Source organism: Niveispirillum sp. SYP-B3756 (assembly GCF_009495745.1).
In the GTDB taxonomy this organism is placed as follows: Bacteria; Pseudomonadota; Alphaproteobacteria; order Azospirillales; family Azospirillaceae; genus Niveispirillum.
In genome coordinates, this window is the sequence record NZ_WIDQ01000018.1 from 36,624 (window position 1) to 60,973 (window position 24,350).

Annotated in this window: 21 protein-coding genes; 15 read left to right on the plus strand and 6 right to left on the minus strand. The window is 62.9% G+C overall.

Annotated features, from left to right (window positions below):
• Window positions 1–255: 255 nt before the first annotated feature.
• Both GE253_RS22255 and GE253_RS22260 read right to left on the minus strand, forming a co-directional pair.
• The gene (locus tag GE253_RS22255; RefSeq protein ID WP_173012775.1) at window positions 256–1,728 is read right to left on the minus strand and encodes an NAD(P)/FAD-dependent oxidoreductase; all 1,473 of its coding nucleotides are present in this window, start codon (window positions 1,726–1,728) and stop codon (window positions 256–258) included.
• Between the two features lie 76 nt (window positions 1,729–1,804).
• Window positions 1,805–4,252 (minus strand): TonB-dependent receptor, encoded by a 2,448-nt coding sequence (locus GE253_RS22260; RefSeq protein WP_153206340.1) that lies wholly within the window; start codon window positions 4,250–4,252, stop codon window positions 1,805–1,807.
• Between the two features lie 648 nt (window positions 4,253–4,900).
• Between GE253_RS22260 and GE253_RS22265 the strand changes: the two genes are divergently transcribed.
• The 5 genes from GE253_RS22265 to GE253_RS22285 all read left to right on the plus strand — a co-directional run bounded on the left by GE253_RS22265 (window position 4,901) and on the right by GE253_RS22285 (window position 8,913).
• A complete protein-coding gene (locus tag GE253_RS22265; protein ID WP_153206341.1) occupies window positions 4,901–5,104 on the plus strand; it encodes a hypothetical protein in 204 nt (67 codons plus the stop codon).
• A complete protein-coding gene (locus GE253_RS22270) occupies window positions 5,097–6,680 on the plus strand; it encodes a sigma-54 dependent transcriptional regulator (RefSeq protein ID WP_153206342.1) in 1,584 nt (527 codons plus the stop codon). Before GE253_RS22265 ends, GE253_RS22270 begins: the two co-directional genes overlap by 8 nt.
• 20 nt (window positions 6,681–6,700) lie before the next feature.
• Window positions 6,701–7,021: a hypothetical protein gene (locus GE253_RS22275; RefSeq protein WP_153206343.1), complete on the plus strand. Its 321-nt coding sequence runs from the start codon at window positions 6,701–6,703 to the stop codon at window positions 7,019–7,021.
• A gap of 64 nt (window positions 7,022–7,085) precedes the next feature.
• Complete coding sequence (locus GE253_RS22280; protein ID WP_153206344.1) at window positions 7,086–7,286, plus strand: hypothetical protein; 201 nt, start codon at window positions 7,086–7,088, stop codon at window positions 7,284–7,286.
• Between the two features lie 115 nt (window positions 7,287–7,401).
• On the plus strand, window positions 7,402–8,913 hold the full coding sequence (locus tag GE253_RS22285) for a tetratricopeptide repeat protein (protein ID WP_153206345.1): 1,512 nt from the start codon (window positions 7,402–7,404) through the stop codon (window positions 8,911–8,913).
• Window positions 8,914–8,972: 59 nt separating this feature from the next.
• Here GE253_RS22285 and GE253_RS22290 read toward each other — a convergent pair whose 3' ends face one another.
• Window positions 8,973–9,386 (minus strand): NUDIX domain-containing protein, encoded by a 414-nt coding sequence (locus tag GE253_RS22290; RefSeq protein WP_153206346.1) that lies wholly within the window; start codon window positions 9,384–9,386, stop codon window positions 8,973–8,975.
• A 144-nt stretch (window positions 9,387–9,530) separates the two neighbouring features.
• Between GE253_RS22290 and GE253_RS22295 the strand changes: the two genes are divergently transcribed.
• Both GE253_RS22295 and GE253_RS22300 read left to right on the plus strand, forming a co-directional pair.
• Window positions 9,531–9,941, plus strand: coding sequence for a tail fiber protein (locus GE253_RS22295; protein WP_153206347.1), 411 nt, complete (start codon window positions 9,531–9,533; stop codon window positions 9,939–9,941).
• Window positions 9,942–10,011: 70 nt separating this feature from the next.
• Window positions 10,012–10,605, plus strand: coding sequence for a hypothetical protein (locus GE253_RS22300; protein WP_153206348.1), 594 nt, complete (start codon window positions 10,012–10,014; stop codon window positions 10,603–10,605).
• A 6-nt stretch (window positions 10,606–10,611) separates the two neighbouring features.
• On the opposite strand, the gene GE253_RS22305 is transcribed toward GE253_RS22300, so the two are convergent.
• Entirely contained in the window at window positions 10,612–11,082 is a 471-nt protein-coding gene (locus tag GE253_RS22305; protein ID WP_153206349.1) for an Lrp/AsnC family transcriptional regulator, read from the minus strand.
• 129 nt (window positions 11,083–11,211) lie between these two features.
• Between GE253_RS22305 and ald the strand changes: the two genes are divergently transcribed.
• Window positions 11,212–12,321: an alanine dehydrogenase gene (ald, locus tag GE253_RS22310; RefSeq protein WP_153206350.1), complete on the plus strand. Its 1,110-nt coding sequence runs from the start codon at window positions 11,212–11,214 to the stop codon at window positions 12,319–12,321.
• Window positions 12,322–12,477: 156 nt separating this feature from the next.
• Here the strand turns inward: ald and GE253_RS22315 are convergent, their stop codons facing one another.
• On the minus strand, window positions 12,478–13,251 hold the full coding sequence (locus GE253_RS22315) for a ferredoxin--NADP reductase (RefSeq protein WP_153206351.1): 774 nt from the start codon (window positions 13,249–13,251) through the stop codon (window positions 12,478–12,480).
• A 350-nt stretch (window positions 13,252–13,601) separates the two neighbouring features.
• On the opposite strand from GE253_RS22315, the gene cysG reads away from it, so the two are divergent.
• Genes cysG through cysC form a run of 7 tightly spaced genes read left to right on the plus strand, consistent with a single transcriptional unit; the run spans window position 13,602 to window position 21,102 of the window.
• Window positions 13,602–15,008 (plus strand): siroheme synthase CysG, encoded by a 1,407-nt coding sequence (gene cysG / locus GE253_RS22320; RefSeq protein ID WP_153206352.1) that lies wholly within the window; start codon window positions 13,602–13,604, stop codon window positions 15,006–15,008.
• 28 nt (window positions 15,009–15,036) lie between these two features.
• Complete coding sequence (locus tag GE253_RS22325) at window positions 15,037–15,363, plus strand: DUF2849 domain-containing protein (RefSeq protein ID WP_153206353.1); 327 nt, start codon at window positions 15,037–15,039, stop codon at window positions 15,361–15,363.
• A gap of 31 nt (window positions 15,364–15,394) precedes the next feature.
• A complete protein-coding gene (locus tag GE253_RS22330; protein ID WP_153206354.1) occupies window positions 15,395–17,110 on the plus strand; it encodes a nitrite/sulfite reductase in 1,716 nt (571 codons plus the stop codon).
• Window positions 17,097–17,606 (plus strand): DUF934 domain-containing protein, encoded by a 510-nt coding sequence (locus tag GE253_RS22335; RefSeq protein ID WP_153206355.1) that lies wholly within the window; start codon window positions 17,097–17,099, stop codon window positions 17,604–17,606. The genes GE253_RS22330 and GE253_RS22335 overlap by 14 nt, the downstream gene beginning before the upstream one ends.
• Window positions 17,603–18,316 (plus strand): phosphoadenylyl-sulfate reductase, encoded by a 714-nt coding sequence (locus tag GE253_RS22340; RefSeq protein ID WP_348770933.1) that lies wholly within the window; start codon window positions 17,603–17,605, stop codon window positions 18,314–18,316. Before GE253_RS22335 ends, GE253_RS22340 begins: the two co-directional genes overlap by 4 nt.
• A gap of 17 nt (window positions 18,317–18,333) precedes the next feature.
• A complete protein-coding gene (gene cysD / locus GE253_RS22345) occupies window positions 18,334–19,152 on the plus strand; it encodes a sulfate adenylyltransferase subunit CysD (protein ID WP_153206356.1) in 819 nt (272 codons plus the stop codon).
• Window positions 19,153–19,176: 24 nt separating this feature from the next.
• The gene (gene cysC / locus GE253_RS22350; protein WP_153206357.1) at window positions 19,177–21,102 is read left to right on the plus strand and encodes an adenylyl-sulfate kinase; all 1,926 of its coding nucleotides are present in this window, start codon (window positions 19,177–19,179) and stop codon (window positions 21,100–21,102) included.
• A 36-nt stretch (window positions 21,103–21,138) separates the two neighbouring features.
• Here cysC and GE253_RS22355 read toward each other — a convergent pair whose 3' ends face one another.
• Window positions 21,139–24,267, minus strand: a complete 3,129-nt coding sequence (locus GE253_RS22355) for a ligand-binding sensor domain-containing diguanylate cyclase (RefSeq protein ID WP_173012776.1) — start codon at window positions 24,265–24,267, stop codon at window positions 21,139–21,141.
• Window positions 24,268–24,350: the final 83 nt, after the last annotated feature.

Here is a 24,350-nt window from a genome sequence, read left to right on the forward strand (position 1 = left end):
CCATTTGACCGCTGTGTGGATGTCGATCTTCGGGGCGGTTCCTGCAGGCAGGGAAGAACGGTCACAGCCCGCGTTACGGGCAGGCCGTGTCCTCAGTTCAGGTAGAATTTATCCAGGGTGGTTTCCTCACCCTCTCCAGCCTTCCGGCTTGCGAGGGTGAGGATCAAACGCGAGAAGGCCAGCGATCCCTTCTCGCGCTTCAAAATGGTGATTACGGTGCCGACCAAAGAGCGGCTGGAAGGTGCCGAATGAACATCAGATCTTTTCCAGGATCTCCATGGCGGCGGCTTCACCCGTTTCCATGGCGCTTTCCATGCCATGTTCCAGGCGGCGCAGATGCTCGCCGGCGAAATGGATGCGGCCGGCTGGCTTGCCCATGTCGGCGGCGAAACGCTTGACCTGACCGGGCGCGAAATAATGCTTGTTGCCGCCCACAAACGGATTGCGGCCCCAGCTATAGCCGAACTTGTATTCCAGAGCGCCGGCAATGGATGGACGCAGGCGGGCCAGATCTCCCAGCACCAGTTCCACCTGCTTGTTGGTGTCGCGGTCGTCCCAGCGGGTGGCACCGTCGCCATTCACCCAGACGATCAGGCTGTCGATGACGCCGGTCTTGGCGTTCCTCATCGCAAAGGCGCGTTCGAAGGCGCTGTTGGACCAGATCGACGGCGGCAGCCCGTCCTTCTCCCAGAAGGGCTTCTTGATGGTGAAGTGGAACTGCGTCGTGGCGGAATAGCGGGCACCGGCGATGGCATCGGCCTGATTGTCCGGCAGGCCCGGCGTGAAGCGGATGCGGGATACGGCGCTGAACGGGGCCGCCATCACCAGGAAGCGGGAGGTCAGGACATCGCCATTCGACAGCAGCACCTTCACCTTGTCATCGGTCTGATCGACGGCAACGACGGGGCTGTTCAGGCGCACAGGCGTTTTCAGTGCGGCGGCCATGGCCTTTGGCAGCATATCGGACCCGCCCATGATATAGGCGCGGTCGGCGGCACTGGTCGGGCCGCCATATTGCGGCTTGTTGGGGTCCTTGAAGCCTTCGATCTGGGCGCGGGCCATGTCGCGGAAAATGGACAGGGACGACACACTTTCCAGGCTGGCGCCGTTCAGGTCGATATCAGCCAGCCGGATCGCCGCTTCCGACACACCCTTGGACCGCATCAGTTCGGCCGCGGAGATGTCATAGACCATGTTCTCGGGCTGCAGCCAGGCATTGGTCTGCTTGAAGGGCAGCCAGTCGAACATCAACCGGTTCTGCAGGATGAAGGGGGGGAACTCGCGCTCCCGCCCCCTTGTCTTGTTGACCGGGGACTTAGTCCATTCAGACGGCAACACGGTGCTGCCATCGACATTGATCATGAAATCGGTGCCCTTGAGGCCATCGGTGGTCAGGCCGACATTCAGGCGCCCGCAGGCATCGCGCACGCGACCATAAAGCAGGCCAACCTCGCTGGCCCCGACCTCGGCCTGATAGCCTTCCGTGCGCAAGGTGCGCAGACGGCCGCCAACACGGTCGGATGCCTCAACAACCTGTACAGTCAGCCCCTGGCCTTCCAGGATGGAGGCGGCGTTCAGGCCGGAAAGACCCCCGCCCACGACAACGACATCGACCTCAGACGGACCGGCGGCCCAGCCGCGGGAGGCGACGACAAGCGGAGCGGCGGCCACAAGGCCCCTCACCACGGCGCGACGGGACAGGAGCGGGGAAGCGAATTTACTGGTCATGGCGCCCGATCTTCCAATGTTGGCCAAAAGGAATTCCCCCCGGCGATGGTGCCGAGGGGAACATTCACGCATCCAATCAGAACTTGGCGGACGCCGTTACGCCGAAGCGGCGGCCTTCACCATGATAAACTTCCATAATGCGCTGCGTGCTGACGGAATAGTTACGCGGCTGCTGGATGATGTTGGCGTTGTAATCCTCGTTGGTCAGATTGGTGACCCAGGCGGCGATGGAATAGGTATCGCTTTCCAAGGCCAGACGCAGATTGGTCAGCGTGCGTTCGCCGAAGGAGGTGACGTTCAGGCTGTTGGTATAGGTCGGGCCTGTGTAGTTCACATCCACGCGGCCGGACAGGGTCCAGTCGGCAGAGACAGGAACATTGGCACTGGCGTGCAGGTTATACTGCAACTTCACCGAACGGGCCGGGCGGTTGCCCTCGATCGAGGCCTGGATGCCACGGCCGGGGATCGTGACCATGGTGCAGACCGTGGACGGGTTGCCGCACTGGGACGAATAGGCCGGATCATAGGTGCCCGAACCATATTTCGGATCGGAATAGGTGACCGAACCGCCGAAGGAGATGATGTCGGTGGCCTTGACCTCCGTCTGCACTTCCACGCCGTTCGTCTTCAGATTGCCGGCATTCATGATGATGGCCTGGGCAACCGACGCGTTGGGCGAGAAGGTGGAAAGCTGCAGGTTCTTCCAGTCCACATGGAAGACAGAGGCGTTCAGCATGACGCGGCGGTCCAGCAGCCACGACTTCACGCCCGCTTCATAGGTCCAGTTCTCTTCTTCGTCGAAGGTCTTCTCTGCATCGGTCAGCCCGGCCAGCGAGTTGAAACCACCCGAACGCACGCCCTTGGCGGCCGACGCGAACAGGAAGATGTCATCCGTGGCCTTGTAATCAACCGTGAAGCGCGGGGTGAAGCTCTTGAACTCGCCCCGGAACGGCTGGCCGGCCACGCAGGGACCGAAGGCGTTGAAATAGGTCATGACGCAACGGTCGGTCTTGTTGTCGATATTGTAGCGACCTTCGGCCGCCACGCGCAGACCGTCGATGACCTCATAGCCCAGCGAGCCGAACACCGACCGGGTGATGTTCTGCTTGTAGTTCATGTTGGCCAGACGCTGGACCACGGACGGGTCGTAGACCAGACCGGGATTGGCCAGCGCTGCCATGGGCCCCGTACCGACGGGGTTGCCCGGCAGAATCTGGACCAGACGTTCGTTGGTGGCCAGACCCGGCGCGCTGGTGCCGGCATAGGTCTTGCTGTCCACATTGGACTGGAAGAAGAACAGGCCGCCCAGCCATTGCAGGCGGTTGCTGTCCGGCGACTGGATGCGCAGTTCCTGGCTCTTGGTCACCACCTGATCGGTGCTGTTGATCATGGAGTTAGCCAGCACCGTGCGGGTATAGGTGCCAGCGGCGGCACCGCAGGTGCTGCCGACAGTGCAGACGCCATAGAGCGCGCCATTGCCATAGACATCGGCATCATTGACGCCGGACACTTCCGAAGCGGAGATGCCGGTCACGCTGACGATCGAGAAATCCTCGAACTTATATTCCAGTTCCAGCGCACCCTGGCGGGCCTTGGAATAGCTTTCCGGCAGGCTGCTGGTGACGTCGATCGGCAGGTTGGTCGGAATGCTGCCGCAATACAGCATATAGGCCTGGGTCGGCGCGTTGAAGGCGCCGCAATTGTGGCTGGACAGCGGGTTCAGCGAGAAGCCCGGCATCTCCGAAGTCGTCTTCATGGCGAAACCGGTGAAGGTGGCCGTGAAATTCTCGGTCGGCGTGAACAGCAGCGAGCCGGAGACGCCCCGCTTCTCATAGCCGCCCAGCTTGTCCTGCGGGTTGAAGGCGTTGTCGAACTCGCCGTCATAGGTCTGATAGGCAGCAGAGATGGAGGCCGCCAGCTTATCCTCGATGATCGGCTTGGACAGCGAGACCTTGCCGCGATAATCGCCGTTCTTGCCGACGGTGACGCTGACCTTGCCTTCGGCCACGTCGCTCGGGCGGGCTGTAGTGAAACCGACGGCACCGGCAAAGGTGGAACGGCCATAAAGCGCGCTCTGCGGACCCTTCACGACATCAACCTGCGCGACATCCACAACCGACAGAATGTCGGCGGCATTGCGGCTGGTCTGATAGATGCCGTCAATGAACAAGCCAACATTGGCCTCCACGTTCAGATCGGTGGAGGAATTGGCCGGCGCCAGGCCACGCACGTAGATATTGGTGAAGGTGCCACCGGTGATGTTGCTCACCGTGATGCCGGGGGTCGTGTTGCCCAGATCGGTCAGGGTGGTGATGTTCTTGGCAGCCAGTTCGTCGGCTGACAGCGCCTGGATGGAGATCGGTACCGTCTGGATGTCTTCCTTGCGCTTACGCGCGGTGACGATGATCTCATCCAGCGTCAGTTCCCCTTCGGCTGCGTGGACAAGCATGGGAATGGCAGCGGAGAGAGCGAGGGAACCAACCACCGCTGAGGTGGTCAGCGCAATAACCTTGGAACGGTACATGAAGCCCCCTTGAATTTTTCCATCGTTTCGAATGGCTTACTTTCCGGTACCAATTTCCCGTCTATTGGCGGCTAGCCGTTATTTGGTCTAGCGAGATCACACACTTTCCCGATCTGAGAAAATGCTCGCTTAAAGCCTGTGAACCGGACGTTTGCCTGTGGGAAAGCTAATTCCTTGGATGAACTTTCTTCAATTAACACCGGTCATAATGGCCACCTGTCGGATAGGCAGGGTCCGCCGGTATGGACGTCACGGAGGGATGCCGACACAGCATCACCATCGACCGAGGCACCGAGTTTGTAAGGGCCTGGCGGTCATTGCCCATGTCCGTCTGGTTTTGCAATCCACGGCAGATGGTGAGCGGATGACATTGCCCAGCACAATGCCGGCCATACCGCCAATTGGCGGCGGCAGCCTCCACAGGGGACATGATTTTCCAGCGTGGCCCATACCGCTCGGCAATTTTTGCCGATCGGCTTTCATTTCCTGGGTAAATTTTTCCGCTATGCCATGCCATAGCCGGCAGCTGGAAAAGACGGCGCGAATGGTATTGGCCATCCGCGCCGTATCAAGGTGGTGCTTTCACCCTGAACCGAAAAATGGGCCCGGCAGCACAGAAGCCGGCTTCCTGGGTATGAACTGGCAGGAATGGAGCGTCCACGCCAGCGGGCAATCCTCGGAGAGGAGATTGCCTCCAGGGGCACAAGCAATTTCCGCGCCAGCCCTGCGTGCCACCGTTTCCAGATCGGGCAGTCGGCGCGTATTCGCTGCATTTTGCAGAACACTGTCGCAGGTTGCAATATTGCCATTGCCATCCGCATGGAAAGCAGCGACAATATCAGCGATGAATAACAGCAGCCTTCATCTTCTTGTTATCGAACCTGCCCCTTCCCTGGCATTGGCTTATGTTAATGCCCTGAAGCGGGATGGTCATAACATCTCCGTTGTGGATACGGCTGCCGCTGCCAAGCGGGCCCTGGCGGTCACCGGGGCTGACCTGGTACTCGTCAATCTTCAGTTACCGGACCAGTCGGGGACGGATCTGTTGCACGACCTGCTGGCCGCTGGCAGCGCCGCGCGGGCCATTGCACTGACAGCACAGGGTTCTGTGCAAGTGGCGGTGGAGGCGATGCGGGCCGGTGCCAGCGATGTGCTGCTGTTGCCGGTGGGCACTGAGCGATTGCGCAGCGCCGTGACCGCAGCCCTGGCAACCCGCCCGGCAGATGAAAAGCCAGGCCCGGCCAGGCGCCCGACCAAGGCAGCGAAAGCCGACAGCAAACCGGAAGTGCCGGATGGCAGTGCCTTTATGGGCTTCATCGGCACGTCTCCCCCCATGCAGGCGGCTTATCGGCTGATCGACGCGGCGGCCCCCTCCAAGGCCACCGTTTTCATCACCGGGGAAAGTGGAACCGGCAAGGAAGTCTGTGCGGAGGCCATTCACCGGCGCAGTCCGCGTGCGGGGAGCCCCTTTATTGCCATCAACTGCGCCGCGATCCCGAAAGATCTGATGGAATCGGAGATTTTCGGCCATGTGAAAGGGGCCTTTACCGGGGCCACGACCGATCATTCCGGCGCTACTCTGCAGGCCGATGGCGGCACCCTGTTCCTGGACGAAATCGGCGAAATGGACCTGTCGCTGCAGGCCAAGCTGTTGCGCTTCCTGCAGACGGGCATGGTGAAGAAGGTTGGCTCGGAGAAGTTGGAACCGGTGGATGTGCGCATCGTCTGCGCCACCAACCGAGATCCCTATGCCGAGGTGCAGGCTGGCCGCTTCCGGGAGGATTTATTCTATCGCCTGCAGGTGATTTCCATCGAATTGCCCCCCCTGCGGGAGCGGGGGGACGATGCCCTGCTGATCGCCCGGCATTTCCTGACCAAGTTTGGCCGGGAGGAGCGGAAAGATTTCAAAGGCTTCAGTCCAGAGGCGGAACAGATCATCCGCAATTATGCCTGGCCCGGCAATGTACGTCAGCTGTTAAACGTGGTGCGCAATGTCGTGGTGCTGAATGATGGCGACATCATTCAGCCCTTCATGTTCCCGCCCCCGCTGAACAAGCCAACCATGATCGTGCCGCCCTTGTTGCAAGACCCGCGCTGGGCGGCGATGATGGGGCCACTGGCACAGTCGTCGGGCACGGTCGCCGCCGGCGCCAATCCTTTTGGCAGCCTGGGCATTCCGGGCCTGTCGTTGCCGCCGACAGCCACACTGGTCGGGGTGCCCACCGCCCCGGTGGCCGCCCCTCCCCCCCCGGCACCGCCGGTTGGGGAAATGTCAGAACGGCATATTCGTCCGCTCTGGATGGTGGAGGAAGAGGCCATTGATGCGGCAATCCAGGCCTGTGGTGGTAATATAACCCGCGCTGCGGCTTTGTTGGAAATCAACCCCTGCACGATTTACCGTCGTCGGCAGAAAAAGAAGACGGGCTGAGGCGCCGGAGGCAGAGAGCCATGATCACCGAAATCCGTCACATCATTTTCTCTAACGATGAGCTGAAGCTGGTCTTCCAGACCGTGCCGCTGGAGGGGTTTGATCCCAGCCGCCGCATCACGCGCGTGCAGGTGGTGGAAGGGCCCCCGCCCTCTGTCCGCCTTCAGAGCGACGGCGTCAGCGGTCCGCGCGGGGAGTTGGAGGTTGAAAGCTATCAGCTGGCACGGCTGATCGTCGCCTACTGCCGGGAAAAGCGCATCCCCCTGCCCAAGGATGCGCTGAAAACCATTCACGCGCAGGGCGATGCGCTATGTTTTTCCATCATGAGCACGTTGGGATGAAGTCCCCTGGCGCCCGGACCCGGATCAGCCTATAATCTGTCCAGAACCATAAAGGATTACTGCGATGGAAGTCGGCTCCTCTGCCGGGTATGCCTCGGCCGTCAATGTATTGCAGACCCGCAGCCAGCTGCAGACCGGCCAGCTGAAGCAGAATGCCGATCAGGAACAGCAGGCCGCCCAGGTGCTGCAAACCGGCACCACCGCCGCAACGGGAAGTGGTGGCGGTGCCGACGGGCGCGGTGCTTTGGTCGATATCAAGGCCTGAACCACAGCAAAGGCTGTTCAGCCCCCGCGTAACCCGTTATCCTGCCTCGCATTTGGCAGATCGTACCACCCCGGCCCAGACCGCGCCGGTGGTGGTAGAGCGGGGGACGAGATAGATGAGCGATAGCGCCAGCGGCAGCCCGGTGGAGTTGGGGCGTAATGCCCTGGATAGTGGCCGGTTCGCCGATGCCGTTCCCCTGCTCCGCGAAGCCGTTCTGGATGATCCTGGTGATGCGACCATCCGGGCCGATCTGGGGATTGCCCTGGAAAATCTGGAGGATTATCCCGCCGCCGCCCAGGCCTATGCGGCGGCGGCGGCGCTGGACCCGCAAAATCCGGTCTATCATTTCAATCAGGGTGCCGTCGCCCAGGCACAGGGGCGGGCGCATGAGGCCGCCGGCCATTATGTCGATGCGCTGGAACGCGAGCCTTTGTTCGCCGAGGCCTATTTCAATCTCGGTACGCTGTTTTTCGAATCCGGCCATCTGGATATCGCGGTGCAGCATTATGGCAATGCACTGAAGGCGCGTCCGGATTATGCCGAGGCCGCCTCCAACCTGGGGCTGACGCTGCGGCGGCTGGGCAAACCGGTGGAAGCGGTGGAGCAGTTCCGGCTGGCCCTGGCTCTGCGGCCGGATATGGGGCAGACCCATGCCAATCTGGGCATCGCCCTGATGGAGACCGGGGAGTTTGACGAGGCGATCGCCTGTTATGGACGGGCCATGTCGTTTGACCCCACCAACCCCAATATACATGTCAACCTTTCCCTGGCTTGGCGGGGACGCGGGCGCACCGATCTGGCGGCGGAATCGGCCCTGCGCGCCCTGGTGCTGGCACCGGAATCCACCCAATCCCAGGTAGAACTGGGCTCTGTCTGCGCTGCCCTGTTCAACGAGGGCAAAGCGGAAGCATTGGTCGATCTGCTGGCCCGCTGGGAGAAAGTGGCAGGACAAACGGCCATTCTGAAACATACCCGCGCGGCGCTTGGGCTGGAGCCGGTGCCAGAGCGGGCATCGGATGCCTATCTGTCCCAGACCTTCGACGCCTCGTCCAAGCGGTTCGACGAGATGATCCTGAGCCTGGGCTACCAAGTGCCAGTGCTGATTGCCGAGGCGCTGCAGCGCCATCTGGGCGATCCTGCCGGCACGCTGGAGATTCTGGATGCCGGTTGTGGCACCGGTCTCACCGGTCTGTCCCTGCGCGACTATGCGCAAAATCTCACCGGCGTTGATATCTCTCTGGGGATGCTGCAGCAGGCGGCGCGTCGGGGCATCTATAACCGGTTGGATCAGGCCGAACTGACCGCCTATCTGATCGCCCAGCCGAACAGCTTCGATCTGATCGGCTTTGGCGAATTGTTCAACTATTTCGGTGATCTGCTGCCGCCCTTGCAGGCGGCGGCCGGCAGTGTCAAATCCGGCGGGTTGATTGTGGCGACGGTGGAGGCACTGACCGGCGAAGCGCCTTATGTGCTGGGCCCGGCCGGCCGCTACGCCCACCATGCCAATTATGTGCGGGAGACGCTGTCGACCGCCGGCTTCGCCCCGCTGGAGATTACCCCCATCACCCTGCGTCATGAGGCCGGGCAGCCGGTACCCGGCCTGCTGTTCGTCGGCCGACGGAACTGACCGCCCCTGCACCTGCGGGCCGGCAGGGCGTCATCCGGGGTTGGTCCTGCCTTCAAGGGTCATTGCCATGACCCTTGGGTAAAAACGGCTGCCTCCAACGCCGCCCTTGTCGATACCGTCAGGGGCTGCGGCAGCGCATCCAGGGCGAACCAACCCCAATCGGCGAGCGCGTCCGGCTCCATCACCTGCGGCTCCCCGGCAACAATCCGGGCCCGGTGGACAGGGTTGATCCAGTGGCTTGGCGCCTCCCGGTCAATCTGGTCGACGACGCAGAGCAACCCGGTCAGCGCGATCTCAACCCCCAGTTCCTCGGCGATTTCCCGCACCACCGTATCGGAAACCTTTTCCAGGAAATCCACCTTGCCGCCCGGCAGGCCCCAATGGTCGGCCTCCGGGTTACGGCGGCGCTTGACCAGCAGCAACCGGCCCGCATCATCCTGAATGAAGGCGCCACAGCCGACACGTGGGTTCATTCTGCACCTCTGATTTTCCGAAAGGGAACCATTTCCTCACAGTTTCCATACCGCGGATTAGGCTTGCAACATGTGTCTGTCAAACATACACCTATAAATTGCCAGCGATACACACTGGAAACTCTATCCGGGAAAGTGAAAACCATGGAATCCTATCTGGGGCAAATCAGCTATTTCGCTTACACGCGGCCGATCCAGGGATGGTTACCGTGCAATGGCCAGCTTCTGAGTGTCCAGCAATATGCCCCCCTCTTCTCTCTGTTGGGGACCACCTATGGCGGTGACGGAAGGACCACATTTGCTCTGCCAAACCTGCAGGGTCATCTCGTTGTCGGTGCCGCCCCTAATCAGCCGGTGCAGGGTGGCCAAAGCAATATGACCGTCCCAGCGTCAACCAATGTGGTGGAGGCCGCTGCCCCCGTGGAAGGCGGGGAAAAGGTGACGGCGCAGATCCCGGCAGCACAAACCGTCCCGCTCCCCTTGCCGCCCTATGTCGGCCTGGGTGCTTACATCTGCGTGGAAGGCCTCTATCCGGCTTATCCTCAAGATTATTGATGTCCGATTCGGCACCATGACTTGTCCCCCACTTTTGCCGGCATAATATGCCTGAAAGTGGGGGGCGGCCATGGGCAGGGAAGCGATCACGCACGCCAATGTGGGCCGGGAAAGCGGGGAGGTGAAAGCCCTGCTGGAAAGCACGGAACTGATCCTGCGCGGTGCCATCAAACGGCGCTTTGCCAAATCTGCAATCACAGATGTGCGCGTCACTGACAAGGGCCTTGCCTTCGTTTGCGCTGGCGAGGGGACGACATTGGCGCTGGGGGTAGCAACCGCAACCCTCTGGGCCAAAGCGCTGGCCAAGGAGCCGCCCAGCCTGAAGGCGAAATTGGGTCTGACCGATGGGGTATTGGCTTTGGTGCTGGGCCAATGGAACGACGACGCCCTTTCCACCGCGCTGGCGGGGGCTCGCACCGATGATCCCGCAGCGGCCGCCATGGTGATTGCCTGTGTGAGCTGCGCCGACGATCTGGCGATGGCGCGGCAGGTGACGACGGGCCGTCCGATCTGGACTCTCTACCCCAAGGGCGGTGCCACGCCCTTCGGCGATGCGGCGATCCGAAACGATATGCGGGCTCATGGCTTCAGGGACACAAAATCCTGCGCCGTCTCCACCTTGTTGACGGCGACGCGGTACAACCCGGTCGCGTCGCCACAATAACCTCTCCTACCGGATCGGCACGGTGGTCCGTTTGGCCACCGTGCGCAGGGTGAAGCTGGAGCGTACACGCGCCACCCCCGGCAGGCGGGTCAGCGTCTGGGTATGCAGCCGTTCATAGTCGCTGCCATCGGCCACCATCACGCGCAGCATGTAATCGCTGTCGCCGGCCATCAGGTAACATTCCATCACCTCCGGGCATTCCATCACTTTGGCCTCAAACGCCCGCAGATCCTGATCTTGCTGCCGGTCCAGGGTGATCTGCACAAAAACCGAGGTGCCGCGCCCCAGGGCGGCCGGGCTGACCAGCCCGACATAACCCTCGATCACCCCGTCATCCTCCAGCCGTTTCAGCCGCCGGTGACAGGCCGATGGCGACAGGCCGACCTTGTCGGCAAGGTCGGCGACACTGATCCGTCCATCGACCTGAACATGGGTGAGAATCTTAACATCAATGGCATCGAGATCGATTGGTCGCATATTCCACCGCGAATGAATGATTTCATGCACGAAACGTCGAAATGAGGCCATGACGCAAGCCCTCTTTGCAAGGACATTCACCGGCATTCCGGCGTATCGTTTCAGCACATCCAAACAGGGAGAATAAATATGCTCATCGGTGTGCCGAAAGAGATCAAGAATCACGAATATCGCGTCGGCCTGATCCCCGGCAATGTGCGCCAACTGGTGGTGCACGGCCATCAGGTGATCGTGCAGAAAGATGCCGGTACGGCCATCGGCCTGACCGACGATCTGTATGTCGCCGCCGGTGCCACCATCATCGATACGGCCGAGGAAATTTTCGCCCGCGCCGACATGATCGTGAAGGTGAAGGAACCGCAGCCGGTGGAATGCAAGCTGCTGCGCCCCGGTCAGGTGCTGTTCACCTATCTGCATCTGGCCCCCGATCCGGAGCAGACCAAGCTGTTGCAGGAATCGGGCGCTATCTGCATTGCCTATGAAACCGTGACCGACCGCAATGGCGGCCTGCCCCTGCTGGCGCCGATGTCGGAAGTGGCCGGGCGCATGTCCATCCAGGCCGGTGCCCATTGTCTGGAAAAATCCTATGGTGGCATCGGCATTCTGCTGGGCGGCGTGCCCGGTACGCCGCCGGCCAAGGTCGCCATCATCGGTGGCGGCGTGGTGGGCACCAATGCCGCCCGCATGGCCATGGGCCTGGAAGCCCATGTCACCGTGCTGGACAAGTCGCTGGACCGGCTGCGCCAGTTGGATCAGCAGTTTGGCCGTCGCCTGAACACTGTCTATGCCAATGTGGAAACGATCGAACAGGCCGTGCTGGAAGCCGATCTGGTGATCGGCGCCGTACTGGTGCCGGGTGCCGAGGCGCCGAAGGTGGTCAACCGCGAGCTGGTCAGCCGGATGAAGAAGGGTGCCGTGCTGGTGGACGTCGCCATCGACCAGGGCGGTTGCTTTGAGACCAGCCACGCCACCACCCATGCCGATCCCACCTATGTGGTGGATGGCGTGATCCATTATTGCGTTGCCAACATGCCGGGTGCGGTTGCCCGCACCTCCACCTTCGCGCTGAACAATGCCACCGCACCCTTCGTGCTGGCCTTGGCCGACAAGGGCTGGGTGCAGGCCCTGAAGGATGATGTGCATCTGCGCAACGGCCTGAACGTCGCCAAGGGTGAGTTGACGCACCCGGCGATCGCCCATCTGGGCAAGGTTGTCAGCCCCGACGCTCTGCTGGGCTGATTGAGTGGGGGGGTGGTACCTTTCACCGCCCCCCCATTTTACCATGAGCCGTTTGCGGCCAGCCGAAAGCCGCTTTCAGCTGGCAAGCAAAAAAAGTAAAACGCGGGACCGTGATGGCCCCGCGTTTTATTTTGCCCTTCCGCCCGGTAAGGCGGTTTACTTCTCCACAAACGCCTTTTCGATCACGTAATCGCCAGGCGTGTGGGCGGCCCCTTCCTTGAAGCCGCGCTCCCGCAGCAGCTCCACCGTCTCCGCCAGCACGGCCGGTCCGCCGCAAATCATCACCCGGTCGGTTTCCGGGTTCAGCGGGGCGGCCTTGATATCCTCAAACAGCTTGTGATTACGGATCAGGTCGGTGATGCGGCCCTGGTTGCGGAAGGCTTCACGGGTGACCGTGGGGTAATAGGTCAGCTTTTCCTTCAGCTGCTCACCAAAGAACTCGTTATTCGGCAGCTCGTTGGTGATCAGGTCGTGATAGGCCAGTTCCCCCACCTCGCGGCAAGTGTGAGTCAGGATCAGCCGGTCATATTGTTCATACAGTTCCGGGTCGCGGATCAGGCTCATGAACGGGGCCAGCCCGGTGCCGGTGGAGAACATGTACAGGTTCTTGCCCGGACGCAGGCTGCTGGTCACCAGCGTGCCGACCGACTTGCGGCCATGGATCACCGTGTCGCCCACCTGGATATGCTGCAGGCGGCTGGTCAGCGGGCCGTTGGGCACCTTGATCGACAGGAACTCCAGATGTTCCTCGTAATTCGGGCTGACGATGGAATAGGCGCGGGTCAACGGCTTGCCGTCCACCATCAGCCCGATCATCACGAAATGCCCGTTTTCGAAGCGGAAGGCGGGGTCGCGCGTGCAGGTGAAGCTGAACAGCGTGTCGGTCCAATGGTGGACGGACAGCACCTTGCTTTCGATGAACGCGCTCATACTCGACTTCCTTCAATCCGACGGGGGAGACACTGGCTGGTAACAGAGTCCCGGCACCCTGATGCGATGCACTATCAGCTAAAATACAAAGGCGTCGCGTTCAACCGCCTATTTCACATCAAAATGTGCATGATGCGCATGGCTGCTGTGACGCCCAACAGCAGCATTAACGTAGATGATAATCATTATCAATGAATTTTCGTTGATATTCCTTACTTTTTTACCTTCTTGGTAAACTCTATATTTAACGTAGAGATATTGGAGAAATAATATTTCACCTCGACAAGCGGCCCTGACAACCCCAAACCATTGGCTATGCCGCGACTGCGGTAAGCAAGGGATGAGCTGCAATGGCTTTACGTGGTTTTCCGGTGACATTGCCCCTGGAGGGGCAGCCGGTATTGGTGGTGGGGGGAGGTGAACTGGCGCTGCGCAAGGCGCGGCTGGTCGCCAAATCCGCTTGCCGCCTGACCATCGTGGCCCGTAACCCCTTGCCCGCCTTGGTCGCACTGGCAGCGGAAATCCGTGAACGGGATTTCACACTGGCTGATCTGGAAAATCACCGGCTGGTCTTCGCCGCCACGGATGATGAGGCGGTGGATATTTCGGTGGCCGAAGCAGCGCATAAGGCCGGTGTGCTGGTCAATGTGCCGGACAGGCCGCGACTCTGCAGCTTCATCATGCCGGCCATCATTGACCGGGAACCGATCAGCATCGCCATCACCAGCGGCGGGGCCAGCCCGGTACTGGTGCGCCGCCTGCGCGAACGACTGGAAGCCGCACTGGAGCCGGGGCTGGGCAAGTTCGCCCGCTTTCTGGACGGGTTCCGCAGTGCGGTGAAGGCCACCCGCGATGATGAAACCGCCCGCCGCCGCTTCTGGGAAGCGGTGATTGACGGGCCCGTGGCCAAATCCTTCCTGGCGGGGGACGAAAAGGCCGCCCATGAAAAGCTGATGCTGGCGCTGAACGATGCCCAGTTCGGCCAGCAGGCCGGCGGACGCGTGGCGCTGGTGGGGGCCGGCCCCGGCGACCCGGACCTGTTGACCCTGCGCGCGCTCCGCGTGCTGCAGGATGCCGACGTGGTGGTGCATGACAAGCTGGTGGATGAGCGGATCATGGATTATGTCCGCCGTGATGCCCGCCGCCATTATGTCGGCAAGTCCAAATCCCACCATACGATGAGCCAGGATGCCATCAACCAGTTGCTGGTGGCCGAGGCCAAGGCCGGCCACCGCGTCGTGCGGCTGAAGGGGGGCGACCCCTTCATGTTCGGGCGCGGCGGGGAAGAGCTGGAGGTGCTGCGCGCCGAGAGCATTCCGGTGGAAATCGTGCCCGGCATCACGGCGGCACTGGGCTGCGGGGCGTCGACCACCATTCCCGTCACCCACCGCGACCATGCGCCGGGCGTCACCTTTGTGACCGGTCATGGCAAGGATGGCGAACCGGACCTGGATTGGCAGGCTTTGGCCCGGTTGCGCCATACGCTGGTGATTTATATGGGGCTGACGGCGGCAGATGCCATTGCCCGCCGGCTGGTGGAGGCCGGCATGTCCGGCGATACCCCGGCGGCCCTGGTGGAAAAGGGCACGCGCCCGGATCAGAAGCTGGTGGTCGGTACGCTGGCCGCCTTGCCCGAACTGGCGGCGGCCCACGGGCTGACGGGGCCGGCCATCATCATTGTCGGTTCCGTTGTCACGCTGGCCGACCCCGCCCGCATTACCGAGCTTGTCCCGGCGCATCTGCGCCAAGCCGTCTGACGAAAGCAGCAGGAAGGTCGATCCCCAAATGTTGGTCAAAGCCAAGGGTGCCCAGCAATCCATCACCGCCAACCGTCTGATCGACGGCGTGGCCGTCTGGCTGGGTGCCGGCAATCAATGGGTGGAGCATGTGGCCGATGCCGCCATTTTCGAAGGCGAGGCCATTGCCCAAGCGCTGGATACCGCCAAGGCGGACGAAAAGCGGCAGATCGTTGTCGATGTCTATCCGCTGGATGTGGAAGCCACGCCTGAGGGCACCCGCCCGCTGCATATCCGCGAACGCATGAAGGCCATCGGCCCCAGCGTGCGCCGTGACCTGGGCAAGCAGGTCACCGGCCCCACGCCCGCCCTTTGATCCATGACCGGTAACCTAGGCTTATACCCCCATGCCTGACACGACCGTGACCAACCCCCGCAGCAATCAGCCGGCAGACGCGCACGCCGCCGTCTATCGCTATGATGAGTTCGATAAGACCTTCATCTTTGAGCGGGTGGAGCAGTTCCGCGCCCAGGTGGAACGCCGCCTGAAGGGCGAGATCACGGAGGAAGAGTTCAAGCCGATCCGGCTGATGAACGGGCTCTACCTTCAGCTTCACGCCTATATGCTGCGGGTTGCAGTGCCCTATGGCATGTTGGACAGCACCAAGCTGCGCCGGCTGGCCCGCATTGCGCGCGTCTATGACAAGGGCTATGGCCACCTGACCACCCGGCAGAACATCCAGTTCAACTGGCCGGAACTGAAGGACATTCCCGCCATTTTGCATGAGCTGGCGGAAGTGGACATGCACGCCATCCAGACCAGCGGCAACTGCATCCGCAATGTCACCACCGACCAGTTCTGCGGGGCGGCGGCGGATGAGCTGGTGGACCCGCGCGTCTATGCCGAAATTCTGCGGCAATGGTCCACGCTGCACCCGGAATTCACCTTCCTGCCGCGCAAGTTCAAGATCGCCATTTCCGGCGCGCCGAACGACCGCGCCGCCGTACAGATCCACGATGTCGGCCTGATCGCCAGGAAGAACGAGGCCGGCGAGATCGGCTTCACCGTCTATGTCGGCGGCGGGCTGGGCCGCACGCCCTATCTGGGCACCAAGGCGCGGGACTTCGTGCCGGTGCCGGAAATCCTGGGCTATCTGGAAGCGGTGCTGCGCACCTATAACCAGTTGGGCCGGCGCGATAATATCTATAAGGCGCGCATCAAGATCACCGTCAATGAGATGGGGCCGGACAAGTTCATCGGCCTGATCGAAGAGGAATATGCCCGCCTGCCCCGGCAGAAATACGATCTCGACCCCGCCATTGTAGAGGCGATTGAGCAGCATTTCACCTCTCCCCCTTGGGAGAACCTGCCGGCGGTTTCAGAGAAGTTCGAAGCGGCCAAGGCAGCCGATCCGGCTTTCGCCCGCTGGACGCGCAGCAACCTGAGCGCCCACCGGGCACCCGGTTACGCCATTGCCACCATCAGCGTGAAGCCCATCGGCGGCATCCCCGGCGATATTGAGGCCGAGCAGATGGAAGCGGTGGCCGATCTGGCCGAACGCTACAGCTTTGGGGAGTTGCGCGTCAGCCACGAGCAGAATCTGGTGCTGGCCCATGTCAAACAAGATGACCTGTATGATCTGTGGCTGGGGCTGGACAAGGTGGGGCTGGGCACGGCCAATGCCGGCCTGATCTCCGACATCATCGCCTGCCCCGGCCTGGATTATTGCGCCCTGGCCAATACGCGCTCCATCCCCATCGCGCAGGAAATTTCCGAACGCTTTGCCGATCTGGACCGCCAGCATGATCTGGGTGAGCTGAAGATCAAGATCAGCGGCTGCATCAATGCCTGCGGCCATCACCATGTCGGCCATATCGGCATTCTGGGTGTGGACAAGAAGGGCGAGGAATTCTTCCAGATCCTGCTGGGTGGCGATGCCACCAACACGGCAGCCCTGGCGGAGATTGTCGGCCCCGGCTTCTCCTATGACGAGATCGTCAATGCGGTGGAAACCGTGGTGTCCACCTTTGTCGGCCTGCGTCAGCAGGGCGAACGCTTCATCGATACCTTGGCCCGTACCGGCCACGCCCCGTTCAAGGAGGCCCTCTATGCCCGTGCTTGATCATGGTCGTGAGATCGAAGACCGCTGGACCGATCTGGCCGATGATGCGGCCTTGCCCGCCGAAGGTGGGGTGATCGTCTCTCTGGAGCGCTGGCGGGCGGAGCGTGATGCGCTGATCGCCCGTGGCCAGCCGGTGGGCGTGCGGCTGAAATCCAATCAGTTGGCCACGGAACTGGCGGATGATCTGGCGCATCTGGGTGTGGTGGCGCTGGAATTCCCCAAATTCCGCGATGGCCGCGCCTTTTCCGCCGCCCGCGAGCTGCGGGAGCGGTTTGGCTATAAGGGCGAAATCCGCGCCTTCGGCCATATCATCCCCGACCAGTATCAGTTCCTGACCCGGTTGGGCGTGAATACGGTGGTGGTGCCGGCCGATCGCCTCGGCCCCGCCTGGGCCCATGCGCTGACCGAGATTTCCATCGCCTATCAGCCGGCCTTGCAGGATCACGGCACCGTGTCGCTGCTGCGCCGGCATCTGAAACCAGAGGTGCAGGGATGAGCATGAAAGCGCTGGCCGCGAAGGCGCGCGATTTGACCGCCGCCTATGGCCATCTGGAAGGCGAGGCGCTGCTGCGCCCGCTGATCGAAGAGGTTTTTAAGGGCAAGCTGGCGCTGGTGTCGTCCTTCGGGACGGAATCGGCGGTGCTGCTGCACCAGATCGCGCAGATCGACCCGTCGCTGCCGGTGCTGTTCGTCAATACCCGCAAGCTGTTCGGGGAAACGCTGCGTTACCGCCGCACCCTGGAACAGCGCTTGGGCCTGACCGGTATCCGCGAACTGTCACCGACCCCGGAAGCGGAGACGGAGCATGACAGGGATGGGATGCTCTGGCGTACCAACAATCTGGCCTGCTGTGACTTCCGCAAGGTGAAGGTGCTAGATGCCGGGCTGGCCCCATTTGATGCCTGGATCACCGGTCGCAAGCGCTATCAGGCGACCACCCGCGTCGAACTGCCCTTGTTCGAGGCGGCGGACGGCCGGATCAAAGTGAACCCACTGGCCGGCTGGGACCGGACGGATGTGGAAACCTATCTGGACCGGTACGACCTGCCCCGGCATCCGCTGGAGGAGGATGGTTACCTCTCCATCGGCTGTATGCCCTGTACCGACCGGGTCGCCCCCGGTGAAGACATTCGAGCCGGCCGCTGGCGCGGTCAAGAAAAGACGGAATGCGGAATCCACCTGCCGCTTTCGCCGATTAACAGCTAAGGGGTGGGAGCCTCCAAATGAGCAGCCTCGACCAACAGCATCTCGACCATCTCGACCAACTGGAAGCCCAGAGCATCTTCATCCTGCGCGAGGCGCGCGTGCGCCTGAAGCGGCTGGGTCTGCTCTGGTCGCTGGGCAAGGACAGCAATGTCCTGATCTGGCTGTGCCGCAAGGCCTTTTTGGGCGAGCTTCCCTTCCCGGTGGCGCATCTGGATACCGGTCTGGAATTCCCGGAATCCTATGAGTTCCGCGACCGGTACAGCCAGGAATGGGGCCTGAACCTGATCAAGGATGAGTGCCCGCCGATTGAGATGACGGACCCGACCCTGCCGCCCGGCACCCGTATCGCTGCGCGCAAGTCGCTGGGTCTGGCGGCCGCATTGGAAAAATACCAGTTTGACGGGCTGATCACCGGTATCCGCCGCGACGAACAGGCTACCCGCGCCAAGGAACGTATTTTCAGCCCGCGCGGGCTGGACGGTTCCTGGCAGGCGGCCAACCAGCCGCCGGAGTTCTGGGACCAGTTCACCATTGAACGCGCGCCGGGCACCCATATGCGCGTGCATCCGCTGCTGGCCTGGACCGAACTGGATGTCTGGCGCTACATCCAGCGGGAGGAAATCCCCCTGGTGCCGCTCTATTTCGCCAAGGATGGCAAGCGCTTCCGCTCGCTGGGCGAAATCGGCATCACCTTCCCGGTGGATAGCCATGCCAGCACCATCGAGGAAATCATCGAGGAGCTGGAGAATACCCGCACGCCTGAACGCGCCGGCCGGTCCATGGACCATGAGGCCGAAGACGCGTTTGAGCGCCTGCGCACCACCGGTTACCTGTAAGCCTTAGCGGAAAAGAGCAAGATCATGGCACCCGCCGCTACCTTGGCCGCCCCGCGCGCCGAAGCCCCGGTCCTGGCCCCCCGCAAGGCCCAGGCCCCCTATCCGATCGTGATCGTCGGCCATGTCGACCATGGCAAATCCACCCTGATCGGCCGTTTGCTGCATGATACGGACAGCCTGCCGGAAGGCCGTCTGGCCGAATTGCAGAAGGTTTCCAGCCAGCGCGGGCTGGAACTGGAATGGTCCTTCCTGCTGGACGCCTTGCAGATCGAACGAGACCAGGGCATCACCCTGGACACCACCCGCATCTGGTTCAAGACCGCCAAGCGCCCCTATGTGATCATCGATGCGCCGGGCCACCGCGAATTCCTGCGCAACATGGTGACCGGTGCATCCGGAGCCGATGCCGCCGTGCTGGTGACGGATGCCGAACGCGGCGTGTCGGAACAGACCCGCCGCCATGCCTATCTGCTGTCGCTGCTGGGCGTCACCAAGGTCATCATCGCCGTCAACAAGATGGACCTGATGGGCCATGCGGAGGCGGCCTGGCAGGCGGTGAAGGACGAGGTGTCCGCCTATCTCGCCAAGCTGGGGATGCAGCCGCTGTACGTCATCCCGCTGTCGGCGCGCCATGGCGACAATATCGCCACGCGCAGCCAGCAGATGGGCTGGTACCAGGGGCCGACCCTGCTGGAAGCGCTGGATTTGCTGACCCCGCCGGCAGGCCGGGCCGATGCCACCTTCCGGATGCCGATCCAGGACGTGTATCGCCGCGGCGACCGCCGCATGGCGGTTGGCCGGATCGAGACGGGCCGTATCCGCCTGGGTGACAAGGTGGAAATTGCGCCCACCGGCCAGCCAGCCACGGTGGCCAGCATCGATACCGGTCGCGGTGACGGTGAGCAGTTCGCCCGCGCCGGCCAGTCCGCCGCCATCTCCTTCATTGAAGATGCGGCCCTGGCGCGTGGCCAGATCATCGCCCCTGCCGGCCATATGCCGCATCTGGCCCTGGCGCTCCGCGTGCGGGCCTTCTGGCTGGATAGCGAGCCGCTGGTCGTCGGTTCCCGCCTGACCCTGCGCCTGACCACGGCTGAACATGCCGTGGTGGTGGAGAAGTTCGAACGCATCGTCGATGTGGAAAACCTCAACGATGCCGACAGCCAGGAGTTGGGCCAGGGTGGCATCGCGGAGATCGTGCTGCGCAGTGCGGCCCCCATCGCCTTTGACCCCCATACCGATCTGCCGATCACCGGCCGCGCCGGTCTCGCCCGTGGCACCCGCATCGTCGGCGGGGCCGTGGTGCTGGGGGCGGCGGAGAATGCCGGCAGCGTCAAGGGCCCGGTGACGGCGGTTGACAGCTCCGTTGACCGTGTGGCGTTCGAAGCGCGCAACGGCCATCGCGGTGGCGTGCTGTGGCTGTCCGGCCTGTCGGGTGCCGGCAAGTCCACCGTGGCCATGGGGGCCCAACGCCGCCTGTTTGATGATGGCTGGCGCGTGCTGGTGCTGGATGGCGACAATCTGCGCAAGGGGCTGAACAAGGATCTCGGCTTCAGCCCCGCCGAACGGCTGGAAAATGTCCGCCGCGTGGCCGAAGTGGCCAAGCTGATGGCGGAAAATGGCAGCGTCGTGCTGGTCAGCCTGATCTCCCCCACCGCCGAACTGCGCGAGCTGGCGCGGTCCATCGTCGGGGACGGGTTCCATGAAGTATGGGTGAAGGCCGACGTCAATACCTGCGCCCAGCGTGACCCCAAGGGCCTGTATGCCGCCGCCCGCGACGGCAAGATCGCCCAGTTCACCGGCGTGTCGGCCCCGTTCGAAGCCCCCGCCAGCCCCGATCTGGTGCTGGATACGGCGGAATTCGACATACCCACCACCACCGAACTGCTGATCGCCCATATCCGCCGCAACCTGGCGCTTGATCAGGCCGACGGTCACGCGGTGGGTATTTAAATGTGACAGGGGCGGCCGGCACGGGCCGCCCCTTTTTTATGCTGACGCCGCCGCAGCAGTGGCCGCATCATCGGCGACCACCACCCGGTCGCGCCCCTGCTGCTTGGCAACATAAAGCGCGGCATCAGCCCGGCTCAGCAGGTGGGCAACGTCCCCATCGGCGGCCTGGAAACTGGCCACCCCCAGGCTGGCCGTCAGCCGCACGGCCAGCCCTTCATGGCTGATCGGCAGATCACTGATCACCCGCCGCAGCCGTTCCGCCAGTTCCCGCGCCACCTCTACCGGGGTTTCCGGCAGCAGTACGGCCACTTCCTCCCCGCCATAGCGCGCCACCCGATCGGTGGAGCGCACCGCCTTCAGCAGACGGCGCGCTGCTTCCTGCAAGGCGACATCGCCCATGGCATGGCCATGCGTATCATTGATGCGCTTGAAATGGTCCAGATCAATCAGCAGCAGGCTGAGCGGACGGGCATAGCGGGAAGCGCGGTCAATCTCCGCCTGGGCCAGTTCATCGAACCGCCGCCGGTTCAGCAGACCGGTCAGCGGGTCGGTGCTGGCCAGCCGCTGCAGCTCGGCATTGGCCTCCATCAGGTCGCGGGTGCGTTCCGCCACCACCGATTCCAGGCGCCGGCGCTGGTGGCGCAAGGCCGCCGTGCGGGCCTGCACCAGCAGGGCCACCAGCCCCAGCCCCAACAGGAGGGCTGCCGCCCTTGCCCACAGGGTCTGATACCAGGCCGGCAGCACCTTCACCGCCAGGGAACGGATGCTGGCCCCCCATTGCCCATCCTTATTGGTGGCCCGCAGCCGCAGCACATAATCACCGGGTGGCAGGTTGGTATAGGTGGCCGTCCGGCTCAAGGCATCCGCCTGGACCCAGCCTTCATCAAAGCCGCTGAGATGATAGGCATAATGCACCGAGTCCGGTCCGGCAAAATCCAACGCCGCAAAGGACAGGGCCAGCGTGCGGCTGTGCGGCGGCAGCGTCACCTGGGTCGGGCTGGTAGGCGGGCGCCCGTTGACTGCACTGACGGCATTATTCAGGGCCCCGGACGGCACCGGGCGATTGTCGATCCGCATATCCGTCACCACCAGCGGCGGCTGATAGGTCCAGTCGCGCAGCCAGGCCGGCCGCACGATGCTGAGCCCCTCCCGCCCGCCGAACAGCAGGGCGCCATCCGGCAGGGCGACGGCGACGGCCATGCTGGCCCCATGCACCCCAACCCCATCATCCAGATCAAAGGCCCGCACGCTGAGGGTTTCCGGATCGATGCGGGCCAGCCCGCCTTCCGTATTGGCCCAGATGCGGCCATCGGCGTCCTGCACCAGGGCATGGACACTGTCGCCGGGCAGGCCGGTGCGGCTGTTGACCTGATGGAAACGGAAATGCCCTGCACCGGCGTTTTTATCCTGAACGCTGATGCCGCCGCCCAGCGTACCCACCCAGAGCTGTCCGTTCCGATCATAAAGCAGGGCGGTGATAAAATTATGCGCCAGCGACCGCAGATCCCATGACCGGTTCTGCACCCGCCGCAGCCGGCCCTCGCTGGTATCCAGCAGGTGCAGGCCATTATGGGTGCCCACCCAGATGGCCCCGCCGGGAGCCGCCGCCAGCACGCGTACCCGATCATCCGACAGGCTGCCTTCATCATCGGGATCATGACGAAAGCGGGTGACGGCGCCGCTGGCCGGTTCGTAGCGGATCAAGCCATCGCTGGCCAGCCACAGGGCACCCTCCACCGGCAGGATGGCATAAACCGGCAGCAGGTCCAGGCCGGCCGGCAGGGGCACCCGCTCCACCCGCCCAGCCTGGCGGTTATAGCGGACCAACCCCAGCAGGGTGCCGATCCAGACATCGCCGGCCGCATCCTGCGCCAGGGAAAGCACCGTGGCACGTGGCAGTGCGGCAGCGTTGCCGGTGCCCGGCAGCAACAAGGCATTGCGACCGCTGGCCGGGTCCAGCCGTTCAATGCCCTGCCCTTCCAACCCCAGCCAGACTTCCCCCTCGCGGGTGGTTAAGGCGGAGCGCACCAGCGCCTGCCGGGGGACGCCGGACGGCCCTGGTAGATAGAAGACCGAGAGAATGCCGGTATTGGCAGGATTATGCACATTCAACCCGCTACCCCAGGTGGCAACCCAGATCAGCCCGGCCCGATCGCGCAGCATCATATGAACCGCATCACCGCTAAGGCTGGTGCCCAGCGCCGGATCGTGGCGGATGGGCCGCACCATGCCCGTCGCCTCCTCCAGTTCCAGCAGACCGCCAGGGCTGGTCGCCATCCAGATGCGTCGGCGGGAATCGCCCCCCGCGACGGGTGGCAAATCCTGGAGCGCCTGGATCACATGGTGGTCTGCCATCTGATCCGTTGCCAGCCGGACATCATAAAGGCGCACCGTCTGGTGCAGCAGATCATGGCAGAGCACAAAACCCGATCGGGTGGCCACCCATAACCGGCCCTGGCCATCGCTGAACAGGGCAGAGATGGCGGCATCCTCGGGAAGCCCCGCCTGTCGCAACAGGGCCCCGGCATCTTGAAACACAGGATCAGCGGGCGTCCGCCGCCGCAGGCCACGGCTGGTACCAATCCACAGCACACCATCATGATCAACCTGAAGGGCCGTTACATCGATGCCCGCCCCGGCCGTCACGGGCACTGGCCCGTCCAGGGGAACGGTTTGCAGCACGCCGCTGTCAGGGTTCATCCGAACCAGGCCGGCACGCGTGGCCAGCCATAAATCCCCCTGGAAATCCTCTGCGATGCGCTCCACCGGCACCTCGCCCCGGCCACCGGCATGGACGGCGTAGCGCGCGAAGCCGCCCGTATCCGGCACATAGCGGACAAGGCCGCCCGTATTCGTGGCCACCCACAGCCGCCCCACCCTGTCCACATGCAGGGCGTTGACATAGCCATCGGGCAGGGAGGCCGGGTCACGCGGATCGGGCTGGAACAGGGTGAAACGATAGCCATCATAACGGGCCAGCCCCACGGGCGTACCCACCCAGATGAATCCCGCCCCATCCTGGGCAATGGCGGTAACGATATCGCCGGGCAGGCCGCGGTCCCGCCCCAGGCGCTGGAACATCACGGCCGACTGATCTTCCCAATAGCGCTCAGACGCCGGTGCCGCCATTGATCCGCCCGCCAGCAGCAGGCAAGCCGACAGCACCAGCCAGGCCCGGTATCCTAACCAGCGCCTGAACCCTGCCAGAACGTTAAAGATCAATGCCTTGGTTTTTCTTTTCATCTCTT

Coding starts and splice junctions, on each gene's coding strand:
- GE253_RS22255 (WP_173012775.1), bottom strand. CDS start 1,728: ATGACCAGTAAATTCGCTTCCCCGCTCCTGTCCCGTCGCGCCGTGGTG.
- GE253_RS22260 (WP_153206340.1), bottom strand. CDS start 4,252: ATGTACCGTTCCAAGGTTATTGCGCTGACCACCTCAGCGGTGGTTGGT.
- GE253_RS22265 (WP_153206341.1), top strand. CDS start 4,901: ATGGAGCGTCCACGCCAGCGGGCAATCCTCGGAGAGGAGATTGCCTCC.
- GE253_RS22270 (WP_153206342.1), top strand. CDS start 5,097: ATGAATAACAGCAGCCTTCATCTTCTTGTTATCGAACCTGCCCCTTCC.
- GE253_RS22275 (WP_153206343.1), top strand. CDS start 6,701: ATGATCACCGAAATCCGTCACATCATTTTCTCTAACGATGAGCTGAAG.
- GE253_RS22280 (WP_153206344.1), top strand. CDS start 7,086: ATGGAAGTCGGCTCCTCTGCCGGGTATGCCTCGGCCGTCAATGTATTG.
- GE253_RS22285 (WP_153206345.1), top strand. CDS start 7,402: ATGAGCGATAGCGCCAGCGGCAGCCCGGTGGAGTTGGGGCGTAATGCC.
- GE253_RS22290 (WP_153206346.1), bottom strand. CDS start 9,386: ATGAACCCACGTGTCGGCTGTGGCGCCTTCATTCAGGATGATGCGGGC.
- GE253_RS22295 (WP_153206347.1), top strand. CDS start 9,531: ATGGAATCCTATCTGGGGCAAATCAGCTATTTCGCTTACACGCGGCCG.
- GE253_RS22300 (WP_153206348.1), top strand. CDS start 10,012: ATGGGCAGGGAAGCGATCACGCACGCCAATGTGGGCCGGGAAAGCGGG.
- GE253_RS22305 (WP_153206349.1), bottom strand. CDS start 11,082: ATGCGACCAATCGATCTCGATGCCATTGATGTTAAGATTCTCACCCAT.
- ald (WP_153206350.1), top strand. CDS start 11,212: ATGCTCATCGGTGTGCCGAAAGAGATCAAGAATCACGAATATCGCGTC.
- GE253_RS22315 (WP_153206351.1), bottom strand. CDS start 13,251: ATGAGCGCGTTCATCGAAAGCAAGGTGCTGTCCGTCCACCATTGGACC.
- cysG (WP_153206352.1), top strand. CDS start 13,602: ATGGCTTTACGTGGTTTTCCGGTGACATTGCCCCTGGAGGGGCAGCCG.
- GE253_RS22325 (WP_153206353.1), top strand. CDS start 15,037: ATGTTGGTCAAAGCCAAGGGTGCCCAGCAATCCATCACCGCCAACCGT.
- GE253_RS22330 (WP_153206354.1), top strand. CDS start 15,395: ATGCCTGACACGACCGTGACCAACCCCCGCAGCAATCAGCCGGCAGAC.
- GE253_RS22335 (WP_153206355.1), top strand. CDS start 17,097: ATGCCCGTGCTTGATCATGGTCGTGAGATCGAAGACCGCTGGACCGAT.
- GE253_RS22340 (WP_348770933.1), top strand. CDS start 17,603: ATGAGCATGAAAGCGCTGGCCGCGAAGGCGCGCGATTTGACCGCCGCC.
- cysD (WP_153206356.1), top strand. CDS start 18,334: ATGAGCAGCCTCGACCAACAGCATCTCGACCATCTCGACCAACTGGAA.
- cysC (WP_153206357.1), top strand. CDS start 19,177: ATGGCACCCGCCGCTACCTTGGCCGCCCCGCGCGCCGAAGCCCCGGTC.